This is a genomic window from Roseovarius sp. (genome assembly GCF_040223625.1).
GTDB lineage: Bacteria > Pseudomonadota > Alphaproteobacteria > Rhodobacterales > Rhodobacteraceae > Roseovarius.
In genome coordinates this window covers 1-18666 of sequence record NZ_JAVKFX010000075.1, presented here as the reverse complement: position 1 = coordinate 18666, position 18666 = coordinate 1, and the positions used below count along the sequence as shown (strand labels likewise).

Here is an 18666-nt window from a genome sequence, read left to right as displayed (position 1 = left end):
TGAGCGGGCCCCCGGTCAACCGTCGCGCAGCTCACGCGCGCTTGTCGTCGTCGAGATCCTCGAAGTCGGCGTCGACGATATCGTCGTCGTCCGAACCGCTGCGGTCGGCCGCGGCGGGCTCGTCATCCGACTCTTCCTGGCTGGCCTTGTAGATGGCCTCGCCCAGCTTCATCGCGGCCTCGGTCACGTTCTGGATGCCGGCCTTGATCTTCTCGGCGGTGGCATCCTCTTTCTCGAGCTCGTCCTTGAGCGCCGCGATGGCCAGTTCGATCGCCTCGATGGTGGTCGGATCGACCTTGTCGCCATGCTCTTCCATCGACTTCTCGGTCGAGTGGATGAGGCTTTCGGCCTGGTTGCGGGCCTCGACCATGCCCTTGCGGGCCTTGTCGGCCTCGGCGTTCTCCTCGGCATCCTTGACCATCTTGTCGATGTCTTCCTCGGAGAGACCGCCCGACGCCTGGATCGTGATCTTCTGCTCCTTGTTGGTGCCCTTGTCCTTGGCGCCGACGGAGACGATGCCGTTGGCGTCGATGTCGAAGGTCACCTCGATCTGGGGCATGCCGCGCGGGGCCGGCGGGATATCCTCGAGGTTGAACTGGCCGAGCAGCTTGTTGTCTGCGGCCATTTCACGCTCGCCCTGGAAGACCCGGATCGTCACGGCCGACTGGTTGTCTTCGGCGGTCGAGAAGATCTGCGACTTGTTGGTCGGGATCGTGGTGTTGCGGTCGATCAGGCGGGTGAAGACACCGCCCAGCGTTTCGATGCCCAGCGACAGTGGGGTCACGTCGAGCAGGACCACGTCCTTGACGTCACCTTGCAGAACACCGGCCTGGATGGCGGCGCCCATGGCGACGACCTCGTCGGGGTTCACGCCCTTGTGGGGCTCTTTCCCGAAGAACTTTGTCACTTCCTCGACGACCTTGGGCATGCGGGTCATGCCGCCGACGAGGACGATCTCGTCGATCTCGCTGGCCGACATGCCGGCGTCCTTCAGCGCGGCCTTGCACGGCTTGAGCGAGGCCTGGATCAGGTCGCCGACGAGGCTTTCCAGCTTGGCGCGGGTCAGCTTGATGACCATGTGCAGGGGCTGGCCGCTCGAGCTCATCGAGATGAACGGCTGGTTGATCTCGGTCTGCGAGGAGGAGGACAGCTCGATCTTGGCTTTCTCGGCCGCCTCTTTCAGGCGTTGCAGCGCCATCTTGTCCTGCGTGAGGTCGACGCCGTGTTCCTTTTTGAACTCGTCCGCGAGGTAGTTGACGATGCGCATGTCGAAGTCTTCACCGCCGAGGAACGTGTCGCCGTTGGTGGATTTGACTTCGAAGAGGCCGTCGTCGATCTCGAGGATGGTGACGTCGAAGGTGCCGCCGCCGAGGTCATAGACCGCGATGGTGTGGGTGTCTTCCTTGTCGAGCCCGTAGGCCAGCGCGGCGGCGGTCGGTTCGTTGATGATCCGCAGCACTTCGAGGCCGGCGATCTTGCCGGCGTCTTTCGTGGCCTGACGCTGTGCGTCGTTGAAATAGGCGGGAACGGTGATGACGGCCTGCGTCACCTCTTCGCCGAGGTAGCTTTCGGCGGTTTCCTTCATCTTGCCGAGGATGAAGGCGGAGATTTGCGAGGGCGAATACTTCTCATTCCGCACGGAAACCCATGCGTCGCCATTGCCGCCGTCGATGACGGAGAACGGCATGTTCTTCTTGTCCTTGGCGAGATCCGAGTCGTCGACCCGGCGGCCGATGAGGCGCTTGACGCCGAAGATGGTGTTTTCGGGGTTGGTGACCGCCTGGCGCTTGGCCGGCTGGCCGACGAGGCGTTCGTCTTCGGTGAAGCCGACGATGGAGGGGGTTGTCCGTGCCCCTTCCGAGTTCTCGATCACGCGGGCCTGGCTGCCATCCATGAGGGCGACGCAGCTGTTGGTGGTGCCGAGGTCAATACCAATCACTTTGGACATGTTTTTCGATCCCTTCTTCTTAAGGCGATTTCAACGATGACCGGACCCTTTATGGCATCCGGCCCCGATACTCGGGCAGACCGGGCGAGGCCCGTCCTGCGCTTCCGGGCGTATATAGGCAGGCCAGTTGGCCCCTGCAAGCGCCGCTGCGCGGCGTAACCTGCAAAATTGGAACAACTGCGGTAGGAAGGACGCGGATTCGGACCGGAGGGTGAGATGACACCGACTCAGACGATCAGGGGCGTGGATGTGTACGAGGGGTTCCTCGACCGCGCGGGGCAGAAGAGGGTGGTCGAGGATATCCGCGGGGTGGCGGAGGTGGCGCCGCTGTTCTCGCCGATGACGCCCTATGGCAAGCCGATGCGGGTGAAGATGACCTCGGCCGGGAAGTATGGGTGGTATTCGGACCGGACGGGATACCGCTACGAGCGGCGGCATCCGGACGGGCAGGACTGGCCGCCGGTTCCGGAAAGCGTGCTGGCGATCTGGCGGGCGCTGGTGAGCGACGAGCGGATGCCGGATTGTTGCCTGGTCAACTACTATGGCGAGGCCGCGCGGATGGGCATGCACCAGGACCGGGACGAGGCCGATTTCGGCTGGCCGGTGCTGTCGGTGTCGCTTGGCGACGAGGGGCTGTTCCGGATCGGCAACGAAATGCGGGGCGGCAAGACGCAGTCGGTCTGGCTGCGGTCGGGTGACGTGGTGGTGCTGGGAGGCGAGGCGCGGCTGCTTTACCACGGGCTCGACAAGATACGGTTCGGCACCTCGACCCTGTTGCCCAAGGGCGGGCGGATCAACCTGACGCTGCGGGTGGTGGATTAGGGCAAGACCGAGCAGCAGCCGGAATAGACCTTCACCTCGGTCTTGTCGGTCACCAGCAGGTCGATCCCGAGGCCGTAGGCGCGGTCGGACATGCCGTCGGAACACTGGTTGCGGCCGACCATGGCGGTGACCACGGTATCGCCGCCATCGGCGAAGAGCGCGTGCCGGTCGGGCCGGTTGGCCGAGGGCACGACGAGCACGTCGGCGAATGGCACGGTGGTTTCGAGGCGGGTCATCTCGGCCTTGCGGTCGGGGGTGAGGCTGAAGGACCAGAACGGCTCGGTCCCGGAACAGGCGAGGTTGCGGGGGAGGCCGGCGTCGGGCTGGCCGGGCTGGCGGGCCATGTAGCGCAGGGCGACCCAGCCGGAGGTATCGCCGACGTTGATGAGACCCCATTCGCCGGCCTTGTCGGCATCGACCACCTCGATCTCGACCGCGTCGGGCGGCAGCTTGGCGATCACCTCGTGTCCGGTCGACGGGCCGGAGCGGACGTTGAGCGTGTCGTTGGCAGCGACGCCGGAGACATCGTAGATGGCAGGCAGGGTCTGGGCCGCCACCAGCGCGGGCATCAGCCAGAGGCAGAGGCAGAGAAGTGCCGCGCGCCTCACCGCCGTGCGCCCCAGCTGCTGGAGACATGCTGGCGCGTGTAGAACTCGCCCATCAGGCCCAGCATGATCAGGACGATGGCGGCGATCATCGGATACTCGATATTCGAGTTGCGCGGGAAGTAGTTGATGAAGACGAAGCCGCGCGCCTGGTCGATGCAGTGGAAGAGCGGGTTCCAGTCGAACAGCATCAGCATCGTTGGCGGCAGGGCGTTTGCGACGAACATCTTGCCCGACGCGATCATGTTGGCGCGCTGGTAGACCTGGGTGAAGACCGAGACGAATGTGGGGAACCACGGCTTGATCGCCAGAAGCACCAACCCCACGGCACAGCCGGTGAACCATGCCAGCAGGAACATCGAGAAGGCGAGCACGGGCTGGTCGATCTCGTAGGGTTTGAAGACCACGTGATAGACGAAGAGAATGGTGAGCAGCGACAGCGCCTGGATGTACAGCGTGCTGAGCGCGCCGGCGGCGATGGAGATGATGGTGTTCATCGGTGCGTGCTGCATCATCGGCGAGGCGGAGGTTTCCGCTCCCGACACCGCGCCCACGGATTTCACGTGCGTGATGTAGAGGAAGATGCCGGACATCACGTAGAGCAGGAAATCGCCGCGCAGCTTGGCGCCGCGCAGGCCGAGGATGGTGAACATCACGTAGAAGGCCGCGACCAGCACGACCGCCTGAAGCATGTTCACGGCGATGGCGAGAAAGGCGTTGTTGTGGGTGCTGCGCACCTTGCGGACGGTGGCGTGATAGATCAGTTCACCGATGGCGAATGCGGACTGAATGAACGATCGCGGTCTTGTCTGCTGAAACATCTGTCCTGCCGCCTGTGAACTGCCCGAAATATGCCACGGATTTCTTGCCGACCCGTTATGATCGTATCATAAGGGGCGCCGACCGATCTAGCAACATGGCCGTGAGTTGGCCCCACCCCTATTCGGAGCAGCCCATTGAATTATTCCGACTTCGTACCCGTCGCCCGCCGCCTTGCGCTGGAAGCCGGCGACCGGATCATGGAGATTTACAACTCGGACGATTTCGACGTGAAAGTGAAATCGGATGACAGCCCGGTGACCGAGGCCGACGAGGCGGCGGATGCGCTCATTTCGGAGGGGCTGCGCAAGGCGTTTCCCGACGTGCTTCTGGTGACCGAGGAACAGGCGGGGTCGCATACCGAAAAGGCCGACACGTTCCTGATCGTCGACCCGTTGGACGGGACCAAGGAGTTCGTCCACCGGCGCGGCGATTTCACCGTGAACATCGCCTATGTCGAGAACGGCGTGCCGACCCGGGGCGTGGTGTATGCCCCGGCGAAGGAGCGGATGTTCTACACGCTGGCCGATGGCAGCGCGGTGGAAGAGGCCGGCCCGTTCGACAAGGACACGCCCGGTGCGCTGTCGCCGATCCGGGTGTCGGAGGCCGATAACGGCGCGCTGATGGTAGTGGCGAGCAAGTCGCACCGGGATCAGGCGACCGACGATTACATCAACAAGTACGCGGTGAAGGATTCGAAGAGCGCGGGGTCGTCGCTCAAGTTTTGTCTCGTGGCGACGGGCGAGGCCGATCTCTATCCGCGCGTGGGCCGGACGATGGAATGGGACACCGCCGCCGGCCATGCCGTGCTTCAGGGGGCGGGCGGCAAGGTGGTGCGATTCGATGACCACAGCCCGCTGACCTATGGCAAGGAAGGCTATGCCAACCCGTTCTTCATCGCCTATGCGCCGGGCGTGGACCTGAAGCCCGCCTGATGGGGGTGCTCATCGTTATCCCGGCGCGCTATGCCTCGACCCGGTATCCGGGCAAGCCGCTGGTCGGCCTGACCGGTGCGACGGGCGAGACACGTTCGCTCGTCGAGCGGAGCTGGCTGGCGGCGCGGGCCGTCGACGCGGTCGACCGGGTGGTGGTGGCGACCGATGACGGCCGCATCCGCGATGCGGCCGAGGGATTCGGCGCCGAAGTGGTGATGACGTCCGAGGCCTGCCGGAACGGGACGGAACGCTGTGCCGAGGCGCTGGACGCGCTGGGCGGGGCCTATGATATCGTCGTGAACCTGCAGGGCGACGCGCCGCTGACGCCGCCGTGGTTCGTGGAAGAGCTGATCACCGGGATGCGCGGTGACGCGGGGGCGGACGTGGCGACGCCGGTGCTGGTCTGTGACGGCCGCGCGCATCGCAGTTTCCTCGAGGACCGGGCGCAGGGGCGCGTGGGCGGCACGACGGCGGTTTTCACGCGGGAGCGGCACGCGCTTTATTTCTCGAAGGAGGTCGTGCCCTATACCGGCAGGACCTATGCCGATGACGCGCCGACGCCGGTTTATCATCATGTCGGCGTCTATGCTTATCGCCCCGACGCGCTGCGCGCCTATCCGAAGATGGAGGCCGGGCCGCTGGAAAGCCTAGAGGGGCTGGAGCAGCTTCGGTTCATGGAAAACGGGCACACGGTGCTCTGCGTGGAGGTCGACGCGCGCGGGCGGCAGTTCTGGGAGCTGAACAACCCCGAGGACGTGGACAGGATCGAGACGATGATGCAGGCGATGAACCTTGCCTGAGCCTGATTTACAGGCATAATCGGAAGAATATCCGCTGATCGACCGGCAGGCTGAGAGGAATATTGCTCAAGGGCCGTCATTACAGAGTGAATTTCCTTCGGACCCGTGCGTGCGATTTTGAATTGGTGTAGAGAAAGCCCGAAATCAGAGCGAGGAGCTGCTCATGCGCAGAAAAGTGTCGAAGGCGATCTTTCCGGTCGCGGGTCTTGGAACGCGGTTTCTTCCGGCGACGAAGTCTGTGCCAAAGGAAATCATGACGCTGGTCGACCGGCCGCTGGTGCAATACGCGATCGACGAGGCGCGGGCGGCGGGGATCAAGGAATTCATCTTCGTGACCTCGCGGGGCAAGAGCGCGCTGGAGGATTACTTCGACAACGCGCCCCAGCTTGAGCAATCGCTGCGCAAGGCGGGCAAGACCGAGCTTCTGGAGATCCTCAAGAGCACCGACATGGACAGCGGCGAGGTCGCCTACCTGCGGCAGGCCAAGCCGATGGGCCTTGGCCACGCGGTGTGGTGCGCGCGGCGGCTGATCGGCAACGAGCCCTTCGCCGTGGTGCTGCCCGACGACATCATCGCCGCCGAGAAGCCCTGCCTGGCGCAGATGGTCGAGGCCTTCGAGGAGACCCAGAGCAACATCGTCGCGGCGATGGAGGTGCCCGAGGACAAGGCGGGCGCCTATGGTGTGCTCGACGTCAAGGAGGACATGGGCCGGATCGTGTCGACAAAGGGGCTGGTCGAAAAGCCGGCGCCGGGCGAGGCGCCGTCGAACCTTGCGGTGATCGGGCGCTACATCCTGACGCCGAAGGTGCTGCAGCAGCTCAACAAGAAGCGCTCTGGTGCGGGGGGCGAGATCCAGCTGACCGACGCCATCGCCGACGCGCGCGAGGACGGCGAGGAGGTCTACGGCTTCCGCTTCGAGGGGCAGCGGTTCGACTGCGGCTCGAAGGCGGGATACCTGCAGGCGACGGTGGCCTTCGCGCTGGCCCGCGACGACCTGCGCGCCGATCTCTGGGCCTACCTGAACGAGGTGGTCCACGCCGAGAAGGCCGCCCAGTAACCCGGAGACCTGACTTGACCAACATCCTCGTCACCGGCGGCGCCGGCTATATCGGCTCGCATGCCTGCAAGTGCCTGAAGGCGGCGGGCTATACGCCGGTGACATATGACAACCTGTGCACCGGCTGGGAAGAGGCAGTGAAGTTCGGGCCGTTCGAGCAGGGCGACCTGCGCGACGGGGACCGGCTGGCACAGGTTTTCGCGGCCTACCAGCCCAGCGCGGTGATGCATTTCGCCGCGCTGAGCCAGGTGGGCGAAAGCATGCGCGACCCGGGCATCTATTGGGACAACAACGTCTCCGGTTCGGTCGCGCTGTTGCGGGCGGCGGTGGATGCGGGGTGTCTCGACGTCGTGTTCTCGTCGACCTGTGCCACCTATGGCGACCAGGACAACGTGGTGCTGGACGAGGAGTGCGTGCAGCAGCCGATCAATGCCTATGGCGCGTCCAAGCGGGCGATCGAGGACATGCTGACGAATTTCGAGGCGGCGCACGGGATGCGGAGCGTGATCTTCCGCTATTTCAACGTGGCCGGCGCCGACCCCGAGGCGGAGGTGGGCGAGTTCCACCAGCCGGAGACGCATCTCATCCCGCTGGTGTTGGACGCGGTGGATGGCAAGCGCGATGCGCTGACGATCTTCGGCACGGATTACGACACGCCCGACGGCACCTGCATCAGGGACTATGTGCACGTGATGGACCTTGTCGAGGCGCATGTGCTTGGCCTGAAATGGCTGGAGGACAAGCGCGGCAGCCGGGTGTTCAACCTGGGCACCGGCAGCGGCTTTACCGTGCGCGAGGTGATCGACCATGCGCGTGCCACGACGGGGCGCGAGGTGCCGGTGATCGAGGGGTCGAGGCGGCCCGGAGATTGCATCAAACTGGTGTCGGGCTCGACCCGGGCCAAGGCAGAGCTGGGCTGGGAGCCGAAGCGGTCGACGCTGGCCGAGATGATCGCCGACGCGTGGCGCTGGCACCAAACTGGACATTACGACAAATAACGCCGATTCTGGCGCCGAGGCTGCAGGGAACGGACATCGGCGGGATGGGCTGGCTGGCGGAGGCGTCAACGAAATACAGGCTGCGCTGGAAGCGGCGGCGGCTGTTGTTCCGCGCGCTGCGCAAGCGGCGGCAGCTTTCTCCGGTGATCGACCGGACGGCGCAGATAGCGCCCGGCGCGATCCTGGCGGCATCGACGGTTCGGAACGAGGCGGTGCGGCTGCCCTATTTCCTGGAACATCACCGCAAGCTGGGAGTGCAGCATTTCCTGTTTGTCGACAACGCCAGCGATGACGGCACGCGGGAATACCTGGCGCAGCAGCCCGACGTCTCGCTGTGGTCGACGCCCGAGAGTTACCGGCTGTCGCGCTTCGGGCTGGACTGGCTGACATGGCTGATGATCCGTCATGCGCATGGGCACTGGTGCCTGACGCTGGATGCCGACGAGATCCTGATCTATCCGCATCACGACACGCGGCCGCTGCCGGCGCTGATCGAGTGGCTGGAACGGACCGGGCGAAGTTCCTTCGGGACGATGATGCTGGACATGTACCCCAAGGGGCCGGTCAGGGCACAGGAGTATCGCGCGGGCGAAGACCCGTTCGAGGCGCTGTGCTGGTTCGATGCGGGGAATTACATGATCCAGAAACAGCCCGTGCATCAGAACCTGTGGATCCAGGGCGGGGTGAGGGCGCGGTGCTTCTTTGCCGAGGAGCCGCGCCGCGCCCCGACGATGGGCAAGGTGCCGCTGGTGAAGTGGAACCGGCGGTATGTCTATATCAACTCGACGCACGCGCTTTTGCCGCGGGATCTGAACCGGGTGTACGACGAGGATGGCGGGGAGGAGACATCGGGCCTGCTGCTGCATACGAAATTCCTGCACACGATCGTCGAGAAATCGGCGGAGGAGAAGGAACGGGGCGAGCATTTCGCCAACAGCGCGCTTTACGAGTCCTACTATGACGCGCTGGTGGAGAATCCCGACCTGTGGTGCGAGGCGTCGACCAGGCTGACGAGCTGGCGGCAGCTTGAGGCGATGGGGCTGATGTCGCGGGGCAACTGGATTTGATCATGTTCGCCCCGGTCCGTGTGATTTGTTGCCATTTTCAGATGCTTGCGTATTGTGACCCCTACGAGTTGGGGGCCGCCTTGCCGGGGCCGGGGGGATCAGCCAGTTTTCAGGCGTTTGGCAGCAGGCAGGCTTCCGTTAACGAACGGGGCGTAATGTCCGGCGTCGGATTGGCGCGGAAGCAGGGCAGGAAGCAGTGAGCCTTTGGCAGTCATATATCATGCGGCTGCGCCGGAAGCGGGCCCAGATCCGGGCGTGGCGCAAGCATTTCGCGGTGAAGCCGGTGCGGGACCGGACCGGGCAGATCAAACCCGGTGATATCCTGCTATTCTCCACCTTCCGGAACGAGAACGTGCGCCTGCCCTATTTCCTTCAGTATTACCGCAAGCTGGGCGTGTCGCATTTCCTGATGGTGGATAATGACAGCGACGATGGCGGGCGGGAGTTCCTGACCGGGCAGCCCGACGTGTCCTTGTGGACCACCAAGGCCAGCTACAAGCGGTCTCGTTTCGGCGTCGACTGGCTCAACTGGCTGCAGCGGAAATATGGCGACGGGCACTGGACGCTGGTGGTCGATCCGGACGAGCTGTTCGTCTACCCGTTCTGCGACACGCGGCCGGTGCGGGCGCTGACCGACTGGCTGGACAGTTCGGGCATCCGGTCATTCGGGGCGATGTTGCTGGACATGTACCCGAAAGGCCGGATTGACGCGGTGACCTATCGCCCCGGGCAGGACCCGGTGGAGATTGCCGCGTGGTTCGACCCGGGCAATTACATGATCCGGCGAAATCCGGGGTACTGGAACCTGTGGATTCAGGGCGGGCCGCGGGCGCGGGTGTTCTTCCCCGACCGGCCCAAGAAGGCACCGGCGCTGAACAAGATCCCGCTGGTGAAGTGGGACCGGCGCTATGCCTATGTCAGCTCGACCCACACGCTTTTGCCGCGGGGGCTGAACCTGACCTATGACCAGTGGGGCGGCGAGAAGGCGAGCGGGGTGCTGCTTCATACCAAATTCCTCGACACCCTGCCGGCGAAGGCCGAGGAGGAGCTGAAGCGGCGGCAGCACTATTCCGGCAGCGTGGAGTACAAGGCCTACGCCGAAAATATTCACCGGAATCCGGAGCTTTGGTGCAATTGGTCGGAAAAATATATAAACTGGCGGCAACTAGAGATACTCGGACTGATGTCAAAGGGTAACTGGGCGTGAGGGAAAGGGCGGCACGGGCATGAGCGTCGGCATCATCATGCTGGTTCATACGGCGTTCGACCGGGCCGAGCAGGTGGCCCGGCACTGGGCCGCGGCCGGTTGTCCGATCGTTTTCCATGTCGACAGGAACGTGCCGGCGAAGACCTACAATGCCTTTGTGACGTCGATGTCGGACCTGCAGGACATCCGGTTCGTCAAGCGGCACCGGTGCGAATGGGGCACCTGGGGCCTTGTGGCCGCGACGCAGGAAGCGGGCGAGACGATGCTGGAGGAGTTTGCCGATGTGCGGCATGTCTACCTTGCGTCGGGCGCCTGTCTTCCGCTGCGGCCGGTGCAGGAGCTGATCGACTATCTCGCCGCGCGGCAGACCACGGATTTCATCGAGTCGGCGACGACGGCGGACGTGCCGTGGACCATAGGCGGGCTGGACCAGGAACGGTTCACGCTGCGCTTTCCGTTCTCGTGGCGGCAGCAGCGGTACCTGTTCGACAAGTACGTGCAGTTCCAGCGCGCGGTGGGCTACAAGCGGCGGATTCCCAACGGCGTGGTGCCGCATATGGGCAGCCAGTGGTGGTGCCTGACGCGGCAGACGCTGTCGGCCATCCTCGAAGATCCCGAGCGCAAGGCCTATGACCGGTATTTCCGGCGCGTGTGGATCCCGGACGAGAGCTATTTCCAGACGCTGGCGCGGCTCTATTCCCGCAAGATCGAGAGCCGGTCGCTGACGCTGTCGAAGTTCGACTACCAGGGCAAGCCGCATATCTTCTACGACGACCACCTGCAGTTGTTGCGGCGGTCGGATTGCTTCGTGGCGCGGAAGATCTGGCCGTTTGCGAACCGGCTGTACGATGCGTTCCTGACCGACCAGGACAGCGCGATGAAGCGGACCGAGCCGAACCCGGGCAAGATCGACCGGATCTTCTCGAAGGCCGTCGAGCGGCGGACGCGGGGGCGGCCGGGGCTTTACATGCAGAGCCGGTTTCCCGCGACGGGGCGCGAGGGCGGGCTGACCTGTGCGCAGTATTCGGTGTTCGAGGGGTTCAGCGACCTGTTCGAGAATTTCGAGCCGTGGCTTGCCAAGGCCACCGGCGCGCGGGTGCATGGCCACCTGTTCGCCGAGGATCGGGTGGAGTATTCCGACGGGCAGCACGTGATGAACGGCGCGCTGAGCGACAGTGCGAAGCTGCGGGATTACAACAAGCGGGCCTTCCTGACCAACCTGATCTGGAACACGCGGGGCGAGCGGCAGTGCTTCCAGTTCGGCCCGCGCGACATGATCGAAGAGATCGAGTGGGATATCGCCAAGGACCCGAACGCGCAGATTTCGGTGATCACCGGGGCGTGGGCCATTCCGCTGTTCAAATCGAACAAGAATTTCTCGGATATCCGCAAGGAAGCCGCGCTGTTGCAGCAGATCGAGAGCGAGCACCTGAAGGTGCTGCGGTCTGAATGGGCCAAGGCGCGGATCCGCATCTGGACGCTGGCAGAGTTCATCGAGGCGCCGATGGAGCCGTTGCAGACGGTCATCGACGAGATCGGTAAGCAGTATCAGCGCGGCTTGGCGGAGGTGCCGAAGATGGCCGACCTGACCGGGTTCGGGCAGTTCCTTCAGAACCTCAAGAACCAGGGCATGCACCCCTACCTGATGGGGGATTTCCCGGTGGCCCATGGCCGGTACGAGCCGCAGCAATCGAAACGCAAACCCTACCTGGTGCGGTAACGCGGGATGGGGGACAGGTTCGATTATTTCGTGGTGTTCGCGGAGATGCGGACGGGGTCGAATTTCCTCGAGACCAACCTGAACGCGTTCGAGGGGTTCACCTGTCATGGCGAGGCGTTCAACCCGCATTTCATTGGCTACCCCAACGCCACGCATATCCTTGGCGTGACCCAGGCGGATCGGGAGGCCGACCCGGGCGCGCTGATCGCGACGATCCGGGACGGGACCGAGGGAATGGGCGGGTTCCGGTTCTTCCATGACCATGACCCAAGGGTGCTGGATATCTGTCTGGACGATCCGCGCTGTGCCAAGATCATCCTGACCCGCAACCCGGCCGAGAGCTATGTCTCGTTCAAGATCGCGCAGGCGACGGGGCAGTGGAAGCTGACCAACGTGAAGCGGCGTAAGGACAGCAAGGTCGATTTCGACGCGAAGGAGTTCGAGGCACATGTCGCCGAGCTTCAGGAGTTCCAAGTCTACCTGATGAACCGGTTGCAGGTGAGCGGGCAGACGGCGTTCTATGTCGATTACGAAGACCTGCAGGATGTCGAGGTGATGAACGGGCTGGCAGCGTTCCTCGGGTCGGAGGAGCGGCTGGAGAAGCTGGACGAGTCCCTGAAGAAGCAGAACCCCAGCCCGCTGTCCGAGAAGGTGTCGAATTTCGACGCGATGGAACGGACGATCTCGGGGCTGGACCGGTTCAACCTTGGACGGACGCCGAATTTCGAGCCACGGCGCGGGCCGGCGGTGCCGGGATTCGTGACCGGTGCACGGGCGCCGCTGCTCTACATGCCGATGCGGGGTGGGCCGGAGGCCGAGGTGCTGGAGTGGCTGGCGGGGCTGGACGGCGTGCCGGTCGAGACCCTGCCGACGCAGATGAACCAGAAAGGGCTGCGCAAGTGGAAGCGGAGCAAGCCGGGGCACCGGAGCTTTACCGTGCTGCGGCACCCGGTGTCGCGGGCGCATGCGGCGTTCTGTTCCCGCATCCTGCCGCGCGGGCCGGGGACCTTCGCGGATATCCGCAAGACGCTGCGGAACTTTCACAAGCTGCCGATTCCCGGGGATCAGCCGGGGGAGGAATACGACGTGGCGGCGCATCGCGCGGCCTTCGTCGCGTTTCTCGAATTCCTGAAGGCCAATCTGAACGGGCAGACCAGTATCCGGGTCGACGCGCACTGGGCCAGCCAGTCGGCGACGTTGCAGGGCATGGCGCAGTTCGTGCTGCCGGATGTCATCCTGCGGGAAGAGGAGATGCGCCCGGCGCTGACGCGGCTGGCGGGTGAGGTGGGATACCCCGACGCCCCGGCGCCGGGGCCCGCGGAGGCGGACAGCCCGCACGCGCTGGCAGATATCTACGACGAAGAGATAGAGGCGCTGGCCGCGCAGGTCTATCAGCGCGATTACATCCTTTTCGGGTTCGGGCCCTGGGGTTGAGCCCCGTTCAGGCGGCCTGAACCGACTGGGATTCCGTCAGGATGGTGTAAAGCGTGGCCGGGTCGGAATTGGCCCGCAGCTTGGCGCAGAGCGCCGGGTCGCGCAGGGTGCGCGAGACCAGGGCCAGCGCCTTGAGGTGTTCCACCCCCGCATCGCTGGGGGCGAAGAGGGAAAAAACGAGGTCGACCGGTTGACGATCGACCGCGTCGAAATTGATCGGCTTTTCCAGTACGACCATGGCGCCGATCACTTCCTCGACGCAGTCGAGCCGGGCATGGGGGAGGGCCACGCCATGGCCCACGCCGGTGGGCCCGAGGCTTTCCCGCTCCTGCAGGGCATCGATGGCGTTGGTGTGGCTGACGTCATAGGCAGATTCGACGATCATGCCGAGTTCGTGAAAGAGCCTTTTCTTGCTCGACACACCAGACAATACACGCACGGCCTCGGGTTTGAGGATCATTGAAACGTCCATCTTTTGCTCCGCGGAAACGGCCCGCTACCCTATACCCAGCTACTCGTTCTAGGGGTCGATCCAGCCAATGTTTCCATCGTCACGGCGGTATACGACATTGAGCCCGTTCTTCCCTTCGTTCCTGAAGACCAGTACGGGAACACCTGCAAGCTCCATCTGCATGACCGCTTCGCCGACCGAGAGAGACGGTATCTTGGTTTCCATCTCGGCCACGATGATCGGCTGCAGGCTTTCAGGTTCCGAATCCTCGCCCTCTTTTTCAGACGCGAGGATATAGGACGATGCGCCAGCGAGTTCAACAGGCACCGCGCGTGCGCGATGATGATCTTTCAGGCGACGTTTGTAGCGCCGCAACTGTTTCTCCATCTTCTCGCAGCACTGGTCGAAAGCGGCATAGATTTCATGGGCTTGCGCCTTGGCCTGCGCCGTCAGACCGGTCGAGAGGTGAACGGTCGCCTCGCAGGCGAATTCGCTCGAATTCTTGGAGAATATGATCTGCGCATCGGTGGGCCGTTCGGCATATTTCTCGATGACGCCTTGCAACTCCTGCTCCACATGGGTTTTCAGGGCGTCGCCAACGTCGATATGTTTTCCACTGATCTGATAGCGCATCGTGCCTCCTCTTTAGTGACGCGACGGATCGGCCGGTGGCCGTGTGACGCCCCCGGAAAAGCCTGATCCAAACAACACGTGGCAGCATGCTTCGGGCTTGTTCCTGCGCCGTCCCGGTGATGCGGGTCCCATGCGACGACAGACGGTAAGCCAGAAGTTCATGTGACAATTGACGCGGTTTCCGGGGCGCTTGTCAATGGAGTATGACGGGCGGATGACGGGAAACGCGGCCAAGTGCCGGACGTTGTTCAGGATATCCGGAAATTGTCGCCGAGATAGACACGGCGGACATTCTCGTTGGCGACAACGTCCTTCGGACTGCCGGACATGAGCACCTGGCCGTCATGCAGGATGTAGGCGCGGTCGACGATCTCGAGCGTTTCGCGGACGTTGTGATCGGTGATCAGAACGCCGATGCCGCGGGTCTTGAGATCGGCGACGAGGCGGCGGATATCGCCCACCGAGATCGGGTCGACCCCGGCGAAGGGTTCGTCGAGCAGCAGGTATTTCGGGTCGGCGGCGAGGCAGCGGGCGATCTCGACCCGCCGGCGTTCCCCGCCGGATAGCGCCAGCGCGTGGACGCGACGGAGGTGTTCGATGGAGAACTCGGACAGCAGCCCCTCGAGCTTTTCGCGGCGCTTGTGGCGGTCGCGTTCCGAGATGTCGAGGATGGACATGATGTTGTCCTCGACCGACATGCCGCGGAAGATCGACATTTCCTGTGGGAGGTAGCCGATGCCGAGCTTGGCGCGGCGGTACATCGGCAGGGTGGTCACGTTGCGCCCGTCGATCATCACCTGCCCGCCCTCGGGGTAGACCAGCCCGGCGATGGCGTAGAACGTGGTGGTCTTGCCCGAGCCGTTGGGGCCGAGCAGGGCCACGACCTCGCCCTGTTCCATTTCGAGCGAGACGTCGCGGATGACGACGCGTTTCTTGTAGCTCTTCCGGATGGCCTTGACGGTCAGGCCGGTGTTGTGATGCGCCAGGTGCAGGCGGCGTTCGGGCACGGTCATTCCTCGTCGCCCCCCTGATTGAGGACGGTCTTGACCCGGCCCGACATGCGGGCGGTTCCTGCGCGTGTATCGACGACCATGGTTTCCGAAGATAGGGCGTTCGCGCCCTGCAGCAACAGCACGTTGCCCTGCATCTCGATCATCCCGGTCTCGATATTGTAGTCGGCGCGCGAGGCTTCGGCGGCATCCTGCCCGCTGACCAGCGTGACACCGCCGGTGGCCTGAAGGGTTTTGATGCCGCTCTGGTCCTCCTTGTAGACGACGAGCACGCGGGGGGCCGACAGGCGCATGTCGCCCTGGCCGATCTTGACGTTTCCGGTGAAGACGGCGGTGCCGTCCTCCTGGTCGACATCGAGATTGTCGGAGGTCACCTCGACGGGGAGGTTGCTGTTCTCCTGCATGTTGCCGAAGGCGACCTGGGCGCCCTGAGCCGCGGCGAGGCCGGGCAGGGCCAGGAAAACGGCGGCGGCAAATGCTTTGAACCAATCGATCACGGGGGTCATTCCTCGGAAACTTGCGGGTGGTATATCAGCTTGACCCCGTCGGTGAAAAGCAAATGTGCATTGCCGGTTTCGGCGTTGTTCTCAAGTACCATCCGGCCCGCCGAAAGGTCGCCCGCGGGGGCGGTGCCTTCGACCGGGCCGGGGCTTTCGGCATAGAGATCGTCGAAGCGGGCCTTGAGCAGTTCGGTCTCCATCACATAGCCGGTGGTGGTTTCGATATGCACGTTGCCGGCGAGCGAGGCTGTCTGATTGTACTGGTTCATCTCGCCTCGGTCGGAGGTGATGTTCACCTTGGCGCCGGAGCTGAGCAGGAAGTCGGCGGTCACGTCCTCGGCGAGGAAGAGCTGCGAATCCTCGGGCGAAGGGCGCGAGTGGACGGTCTGGACGATCACCTCGTCGCCGGAGCTGGTGACGCCGGCGAAGGTGGCGTTGGTGGCGCCCTGGTCCTTGGCGCGCTGCTGGAGGTCGATATCGACCATCGGCAGCGCCTCGTTCGGGTCGAAATTGTTGGAGATCAGGAAGAGGGTCGAGAGGATGCCGAGCGCGGCCAGCGGCAGAATGATCTTCATCCATGCCACGATACGGGAATGAAGATTGTCCCGCCCCGCCATCGTCAGTGGGCGAATATGTCGATCTCGGGCCAGCCTGCGAGATCGAGCCTGGCGCGGGTCGGCAGGAAGCCGAAACAGGCGTTGGCGAGGTCGGTGCGGCCCTCGCGGGCGAGCCGTTCGTCGAGCTTCTCGCGAAGCTGGTGGAGGTAGAGCACGTCGGAGGCGGCATAGTCGAGCTGCGCCTCGGTCAGTTCGGGCGCGCCCCAGTCGGAGGATTGCTGCTGTTTCGAGATGTCGATGCCTAGCAGTTCCTGAAGCAGGTACTTGAGCCCGTGGCGATCGGTATAGGTGCGGATCAGCTTGCTGGCGATCTTGGTGCAATAGACCGGCGCTGCCAGCGCACCGAAGGCGTTGTACATGGCGGCGATGTCGAACCGGCCGAAATGGAAGAGCTTGAGCACGTCGGGGTTCAGGAGCAGGGCCTCGAGGTTGGGCGCGCTGGTCTGACCTTGCGCGATCTGGACGATATGCGCGTTGCCGTCGCCGCCGGAGAGCTGCACCACGCAAAGCCGGTCGCGCTGGGGGTTGAGGCCCATCGTTTCGCAATCGATGGCCACCACGGGGCCGAGATCGAGCCCGTCGGGCAGGTCGTCGCGGTACAGATGGTTCGCCATGTCGCCTCTTTCCCCTTGCTGCGCGCGGACTTTTCACCGGCGCGGCAATTCATGTCAATCGTCAAAGCCGTGCCCGTGCGGGCGCCCGGTGCGGGGTCAGAGCGGCGATCTGAAGAAGGTGGGGACGGGGCGGCCGGTTTCCAAGGCGTCGAGGAAGCCGCGGGCGGTATCCAGCGCCTCGCGGATCGTCACGTCCATGTCGAGGTAGCGATAGGTGCCGAGCCGCCCGACGAAGGTGGTGTTGCCGGCGGTTTCGGCGAGAGCGGTATACTCGGCCAGCAGGGCTTTCTCCCTTACCTGCCGGATGGGGTAGTAGGGGATGTCGTCCGGCCCGGAGGCGCGGGAGAACTCGCGGTAACAGACGGAAGCCTCGTGGCTTTCCCACGGGGCGAAATGCTTGTGTTCGGTGATGCGGGTGTAGGGAATGTCGGCATCGCCGTAATTCATCACCGCGCAGCCCTGGTAATCGCCCTCGTGGGTGAAGCGCTCGAAATCGAGCGTGCGATAGCCGAGGTGGCCGAGCCGGTAGTCGAAATACCCGTCGAGCGGGCCGGAGTAGAAGACGTGATCGTAGCCGGCCGCCTGCGACCGGTCGAAACGGGTGTCGAGATGAACGGAGATCGCGGGATGATCGAGGATGCGGGCGATCATCTCGGTATAGCCGTGCTCGGGCAGGCCCTGGTAGCGGTGGCGGTAATAGTTGTCGTTGTAGTCGAAGCGCAGCGGCAAGCGTTTGAGGATCGAGGCGGGCAGTTCGGTGGGGTGACAGCCCCATTGCTTCATCGTGTAGCCCTTGAAGAAGGTCTCGTATAGGTCGCGACCGATGAACTTGAGGGCCTGTTCCTCGAAGTTCTGCGGGGTGTCGATGGTGGTGTCGGCCTGCGTTTCGGCGATGAAGGCGCGGGCCTCTTCCGGGCGCAGGGTGGTGCCGAAGAACTGGTTTATGGTGTGCAGGTTGACGGGCAGGGAAAAGACCTCACCGCGGGCGGTGGTCTTGACGCGGTTGACATAGGGGCGGAACGGGATGAACCCGTTCACGTATTCCCAGACCTCGGCATCGTCGGTGTGGAAGATATGCGGCCCGTAGGCATGGACCAGCACGCCGGTCTGCGCATCGCGCTCGGTATGGCAGTTGCCGCCGATATGGCTGCGGGCGTCGACCACGGTGATATCGAAACCGGCCTCGGCCAAGGTCCGGCCGATGACCGCCCCGGAGAGTCCGGCCCCCACCATCAGGATGTGTCCTGTCGCCATGCCTTCGCGCGCCCCGGGTGTTTAGTGTTCCGCGTGTTAAAGCGTTTCGATTTTAACCTGCGACATATCCGGCAGCCTTGAAGAAGTTCCAACATTCGTTGGGTGAGAACATATCGCAGATGTCTCCGAGGACTTCGAAGAGGTCTGTAAAGGTTCTGGCGCCGATCCTGCGCAG

Annotated in this window: 19 protein-coding genes and 1 pseudogene; 9 read left to right on the top strand and 11 right to left on the bottom strand. The window is 63.9% G+C overall.

From position 1 onward, the window contains the following. Window positions 1-31 precede the first annotated feature (31 nt). Window positions 32-1948, bottom strand: a complete 1917-nt coding sequence (dnaK, locus tag RLN94_RS21755; RefSeq protein WP_350132874.1) for a molecular chaperone DnaK — start codon at window positions 1946-1948, stop codon at window positions 32-34. 216 nt (window positions 1949-2164) lie between these two features. On the opposite strand from dnaK, the gene RLN94_RS21750 reads away from it, so the two are divergent. Beyond that, a complete protein-coding gene (locus tag RLN94_RS21750; protein ID WP_350132872.1) occupies window positions 2165-2770 on the top strand; it encodes an alpha-ketoglutarate-dependent dioxygenase AlkB family protein in 606 nt (201 codons plus the stop codon). Here the strand turns inward: RLN94_RS21750 and RLN94_RS21745 are convergent. Next, window positions 2767-3378 carry an SH3 domain-containing protein gene (locus RLN94_RS21745; protein WP_350132870.1) on the bottom strand — a complete coding sequence of 204 codons (612 nt, stop codon included), beginning with the start codon at window positions 3376-3378 and terminating at the stop codon, window positions 2767-2769. The genes RLN94_RS21750 and RLN94_RS21745 overlap by 4 nt on opposite strands. Then, window positions 3375-4196: an ABC transporter permease gene (locus RLN94_RS21740; RefSeq protein ID WP_350132868.1), complete on the bottom strand. Its 822-nt coding sequence runs from the start codon at window positions 4194-4196 to the stop codon at window positions 3375-3377. The genes RLN94_RS21745 and RLN94_RS21740 overlap by 4 nt, the downstream gene beginning before the upstream one ends. Before the next feature lie 135 nt (window positions 4197-4331). Here RLN94_RS21740 and cysQ point away from each other — a divergent pair, with 135 nt between their 5' ends. The 8 genes from cysQ (at window position 4332) to RLN94_RS21700 (ending at window position 13412) form a co-directional block, all read left to right on the top strand. Beyond that, window positions 4332-5129, top strand: coding sequence for a 3'(2'),5'-bisphosphate nucleotidase CysQ (gene cysQ, locus RLN94_RS21735; RefSeq protein ID WP_350132866.1), 798 nt, complete (start codon window positions 4332-4334; stop codon window positions 5127-5129). Beyond that, the gene (locus tag RLN94_RS21730; RefSeq protein ID WP_350132864.1) at window positions 5129-5929 is read left to right on the top strand and encodes a 3-deoxy-manno-octulosonate cytidylyltransferase; all 801 of its coding nucleotides are present in this window, start codon (window positions 5129-5131) and stop codon (window positions 5927-5929) included. The genes cysQ and RLN94_RS21730 overlap by 1 nt, the downstream gene beginning before the upstream one ends. A 163-nt stretch (window positions 5930-6092) precedes the next feature. Then, a complete protein-coding gene (galU, locus tag RLN94_RS21725) occupies window positions 6093-6986 on the top strand; it encodes a UTP--glucose-1-phosphate uridylyltransferase GalU (RefSeq protein ID WP_350132862.1) in 894 nt (297 codons plus the stop codon). 14 nt (window positions 6987-7000) lie between these two features. Further along, complete coding sequence (galE, locus tag RLN94_RS21720) at window positions 7001-7984, top strand: UDP-glucose 4-epimerase GalE (protein WP_350132860.1); 984 nt, start codon at window positions 7001-7003, stop codon at window positions 7982-7984. A gap of 44 nt (window positions 7985-8028) precedes the next feature. After that, on the top strand, window positions 8029-9051 hold the full coding sequence (locus tag RLN94_RS21715; RefSeq protein WP_350132858.1) for a glycosyltransferase family 2 protein: 1023 nt from the start codon (window positions 8029-8031) through the stop codon (window positions 9049-9051). Between the two features lie 220 nt (window positions 9052-9271). Continuing rightward, a complete protein-coding gene (locus RLN94_RS21710; protein WP_350132856.1) occupies window positions 9272-10258 on the top strand; it encodes a glycosyltransferase family 2 protein in 987 nt (328 codons plus the stop codon). 19 nt (window positions 10259-10277) lie between these two features. Continuing rightward, window positions 10278-11978: a DUF5927 domain-containing protein gene (locus RLN94_RS21705; protein ID WP_350132854.1), complete on the top strand. Its 1701-nt coding sequence runs from the start codon at window positions 10278-10280 to the stop codon at window positions 11976-11978. Between the two features lie 6 nt (window positions 11979-11984). Next, on the top strand, window positions 11985-13412 hold the full coding sequence (locus tag RLN94_RS21700; RefSeq protein WP_350132852.1) for a sulfotransferase family 2 domain-containing protein: 1428 nt from the start codon (window positions 11985-11987) through the stop codon (window positions 13410-13412). A gap of 7 nt (window positions 13413-13419) precedes the next feature. On the opposite strand, the gene RLN94_RS21695 is transcribed toward RLN94_RS21700, so the two are convergent. The 8 genes and pseudogenes from RLN94_RS21695 to RLN94_RS21660 form a co-directional block, all read right to left on the bottom strand. After that, window positions 13420-13884, bottom strand: coding sequence for a PTS sugar transporter subunit IIA (locus RLN94_RS21695; protein WP_300893406.1), 465 nt, complete (start codon window positions 13882-13884; stop codon window positions 13420-13422). A gap of 48 nt (window positions 13885-13932) precedes the next feature. Further along, on the bottom strand, window positions 13933-14496 hold the full coding sequence (gene hpf / locus RLN94_RS21690; RefSeq protein ID WP_350132850.1) for a ribosome hibernation-promoting factor, HPF/YfiA family: 564 nt from the start codon (window positions 14494-14496) through the stop codon (window positions 13933-13935). A 248-nt stretch (window positions 14497-14744) separates the two neighbouring features. Beyond that, window positions 14745-15509: an LPS export ABC transporter ATP-binding protein gene (gene lptB, locus RLN94_RS21685; protein WP_350132848.1), complete on the bottom strand. Its 765-nt coding sequence runs from the start codon at window positions 15507-15509 to the stop codon at window positions 14745-14747. Continuing rightward, window positions 15506-16012, bottom strand: coding sequence for an LptA/OstA family protein (locus tag RLN94_RS21680; protein WP_350132846.1), 507 nt, complete (start codon window positions 16010-16012; stop codon window positions 15506-15508). The genes lptB and RLN94_RS21680 overlap by 4 nt, the downstream gene beginning before the upstream one ends. Continuing rightward, the gene (gene lptC, locus RLN94_RS21675) at window positions 16009-16581 is read right to left on the bottom strand and encodes an LPS export ABC transporter periplasmic protein LptC (protein ID WP_350132844.1); all 573 of its coding nucleotides are present in this window, start codon (window positions 16579-16581) and stop codon (window positions 16009-16011) included. Before lptC ends, RLN94_RS21680 begins: the two co-directional genes overlap by 4 nt. Window positions 16582-16625: 44 nt before the next feature. After that, window positions 16626-17237, bottom strand: coding sequence for a ribonuclease D (locus tag RLN94_RS21670; protein ID WP_350132842.1), 612 nt, complete (start codon window positions 17235-17237; stop codon window positions 16626-16628). 96 nt (window positions 17238-17333) lie between these two features. Next, complete coding sequence (gene glf, locus RLN94_RS21665) at window positions 17334-18491, bottom strand: UDP-galactopyranose mutase (RefSeq protein WP_350132840.1); 1158 nt, start codon at window positions 18489-18491, stop codon at window positions 17334-17336. Between the two features lie 52 nt (window positions 18492-18543). Beyond that, window positions 18544-18666, bottom strand: a pseudogene (locus RLN94_RS21660) (IS630-like element ISSpo6 family transposase); the annotation flags it as partial.

Bases quoted from the DNA above. Each gene is read 5' to 3' on its own strand.
- RLN94_RS21710 (WP_350132856.1), top strand. From the start codon at position 9,272: ATGCGGCTGCGCCGGAAGCGGGCCCAGATCCGGGCGTGGCGCAAGCAT.
- RLN94_RS21695 (WP_300893406.1), bottom strand. From the start codon at position 13,884: ATGGACGTTTCAATGATCCTCAAACCCGAGGCCGTGCGTGTATTGTCT.
- RLN94_RS21740 (WP_350132868.1), bottom strand. From the start codon at position 4,196: ATGTTTCAGCAGACAAGACCGCGATCGTTCATTCAGTCCGCATTCGCC.
- RLN94_RS21670 (WP_350132842.1), bottom strand. From the start codon at position 17,237: ATGGCGAACCATCTGTACCGCGACGACCTGCCCGACGGGCTCGATCTC.
- RLN94_RS21750 (WP_350132872.1), top strand. From the start codon at position 2,165: ATGACACCGACTCAGACGATCAGGGGCGTGGATGTGTACGAGGGGTTC.
- hpf (WP_350132850.1), bottom strand. From the start codon at position 14,496: ATGCGCTATCAGATCAGTGGAAAACATATCGACGTTGGCGACGCCCTG.
- galU (WP_350132862.1), top strand. From the start codon at position 6,093: ATGCGCAGAAAAGTGTCGAAGGCGATCTTTCCGGTCGCGGGTCTTGGA.
- lptC (WP_350132844.1), bottom strand. From the start codon at position 16,581: ATGAAGATCATTCTGCCGCTGGCCGCGCTCGGCATCCTCTCGACCCTC.
- RLN94_RS21715 (WP_350132858.1), top strand. From the start codon at position 8,029: ATGGGCTGGCTGGCGGAGGCGTCAACGAAATACAGGCTGCGCTGGAAG.
- RLN94_RS21730 (WP_350132864.1), top strand. From the start codon at position 5,129: ATGGGGGTGCTCATCGTTATCCCGGCGCGCTATGCCTCGACCCGGTAT.
- RLN94_RS21700 (WP_350132852.1), top strand. From the start codon at position 11,985: ATGGGGGACAGGTTCGATTATTTCGTGGTGTTCGCGGAGATGCGGACG.
- RLN94_RS21705 (WP_350132854.1), top strand. From the start codon at position 10,278: ATGAGCGTCGGCATCATCATGCTGGTTCATACGGCGTTCGACCGGGCC.
- dnaK (WP_350132874.1), bottom strand. From the start codon at position 1,948: ATGTCCAAAGTGATTGGTATTGACCTCGGCACCACCAACAGCTGCGTC.
- glf (WP_350132840.1), bottom strand. From the start codon at position 18,491: ATGGCGACAGGACACATCCTGATGGTGGGGGCCGGACTCTCCGGGGCG.
- lptB (WP_350132848.1), bottom strand. From the start codon at position 15,509: ATGACCGTGCCCGAACGCCGCCTGCACCTGGCGCATCACAACACCGGC.
- RLN94_RS21680 (WP_350132846.1), bottom strand. From the start codon at position 16,012: ATGACCCCCGTGATCGATTGGTTCAAAGCATTTGCCGCCGCCGTTTTC.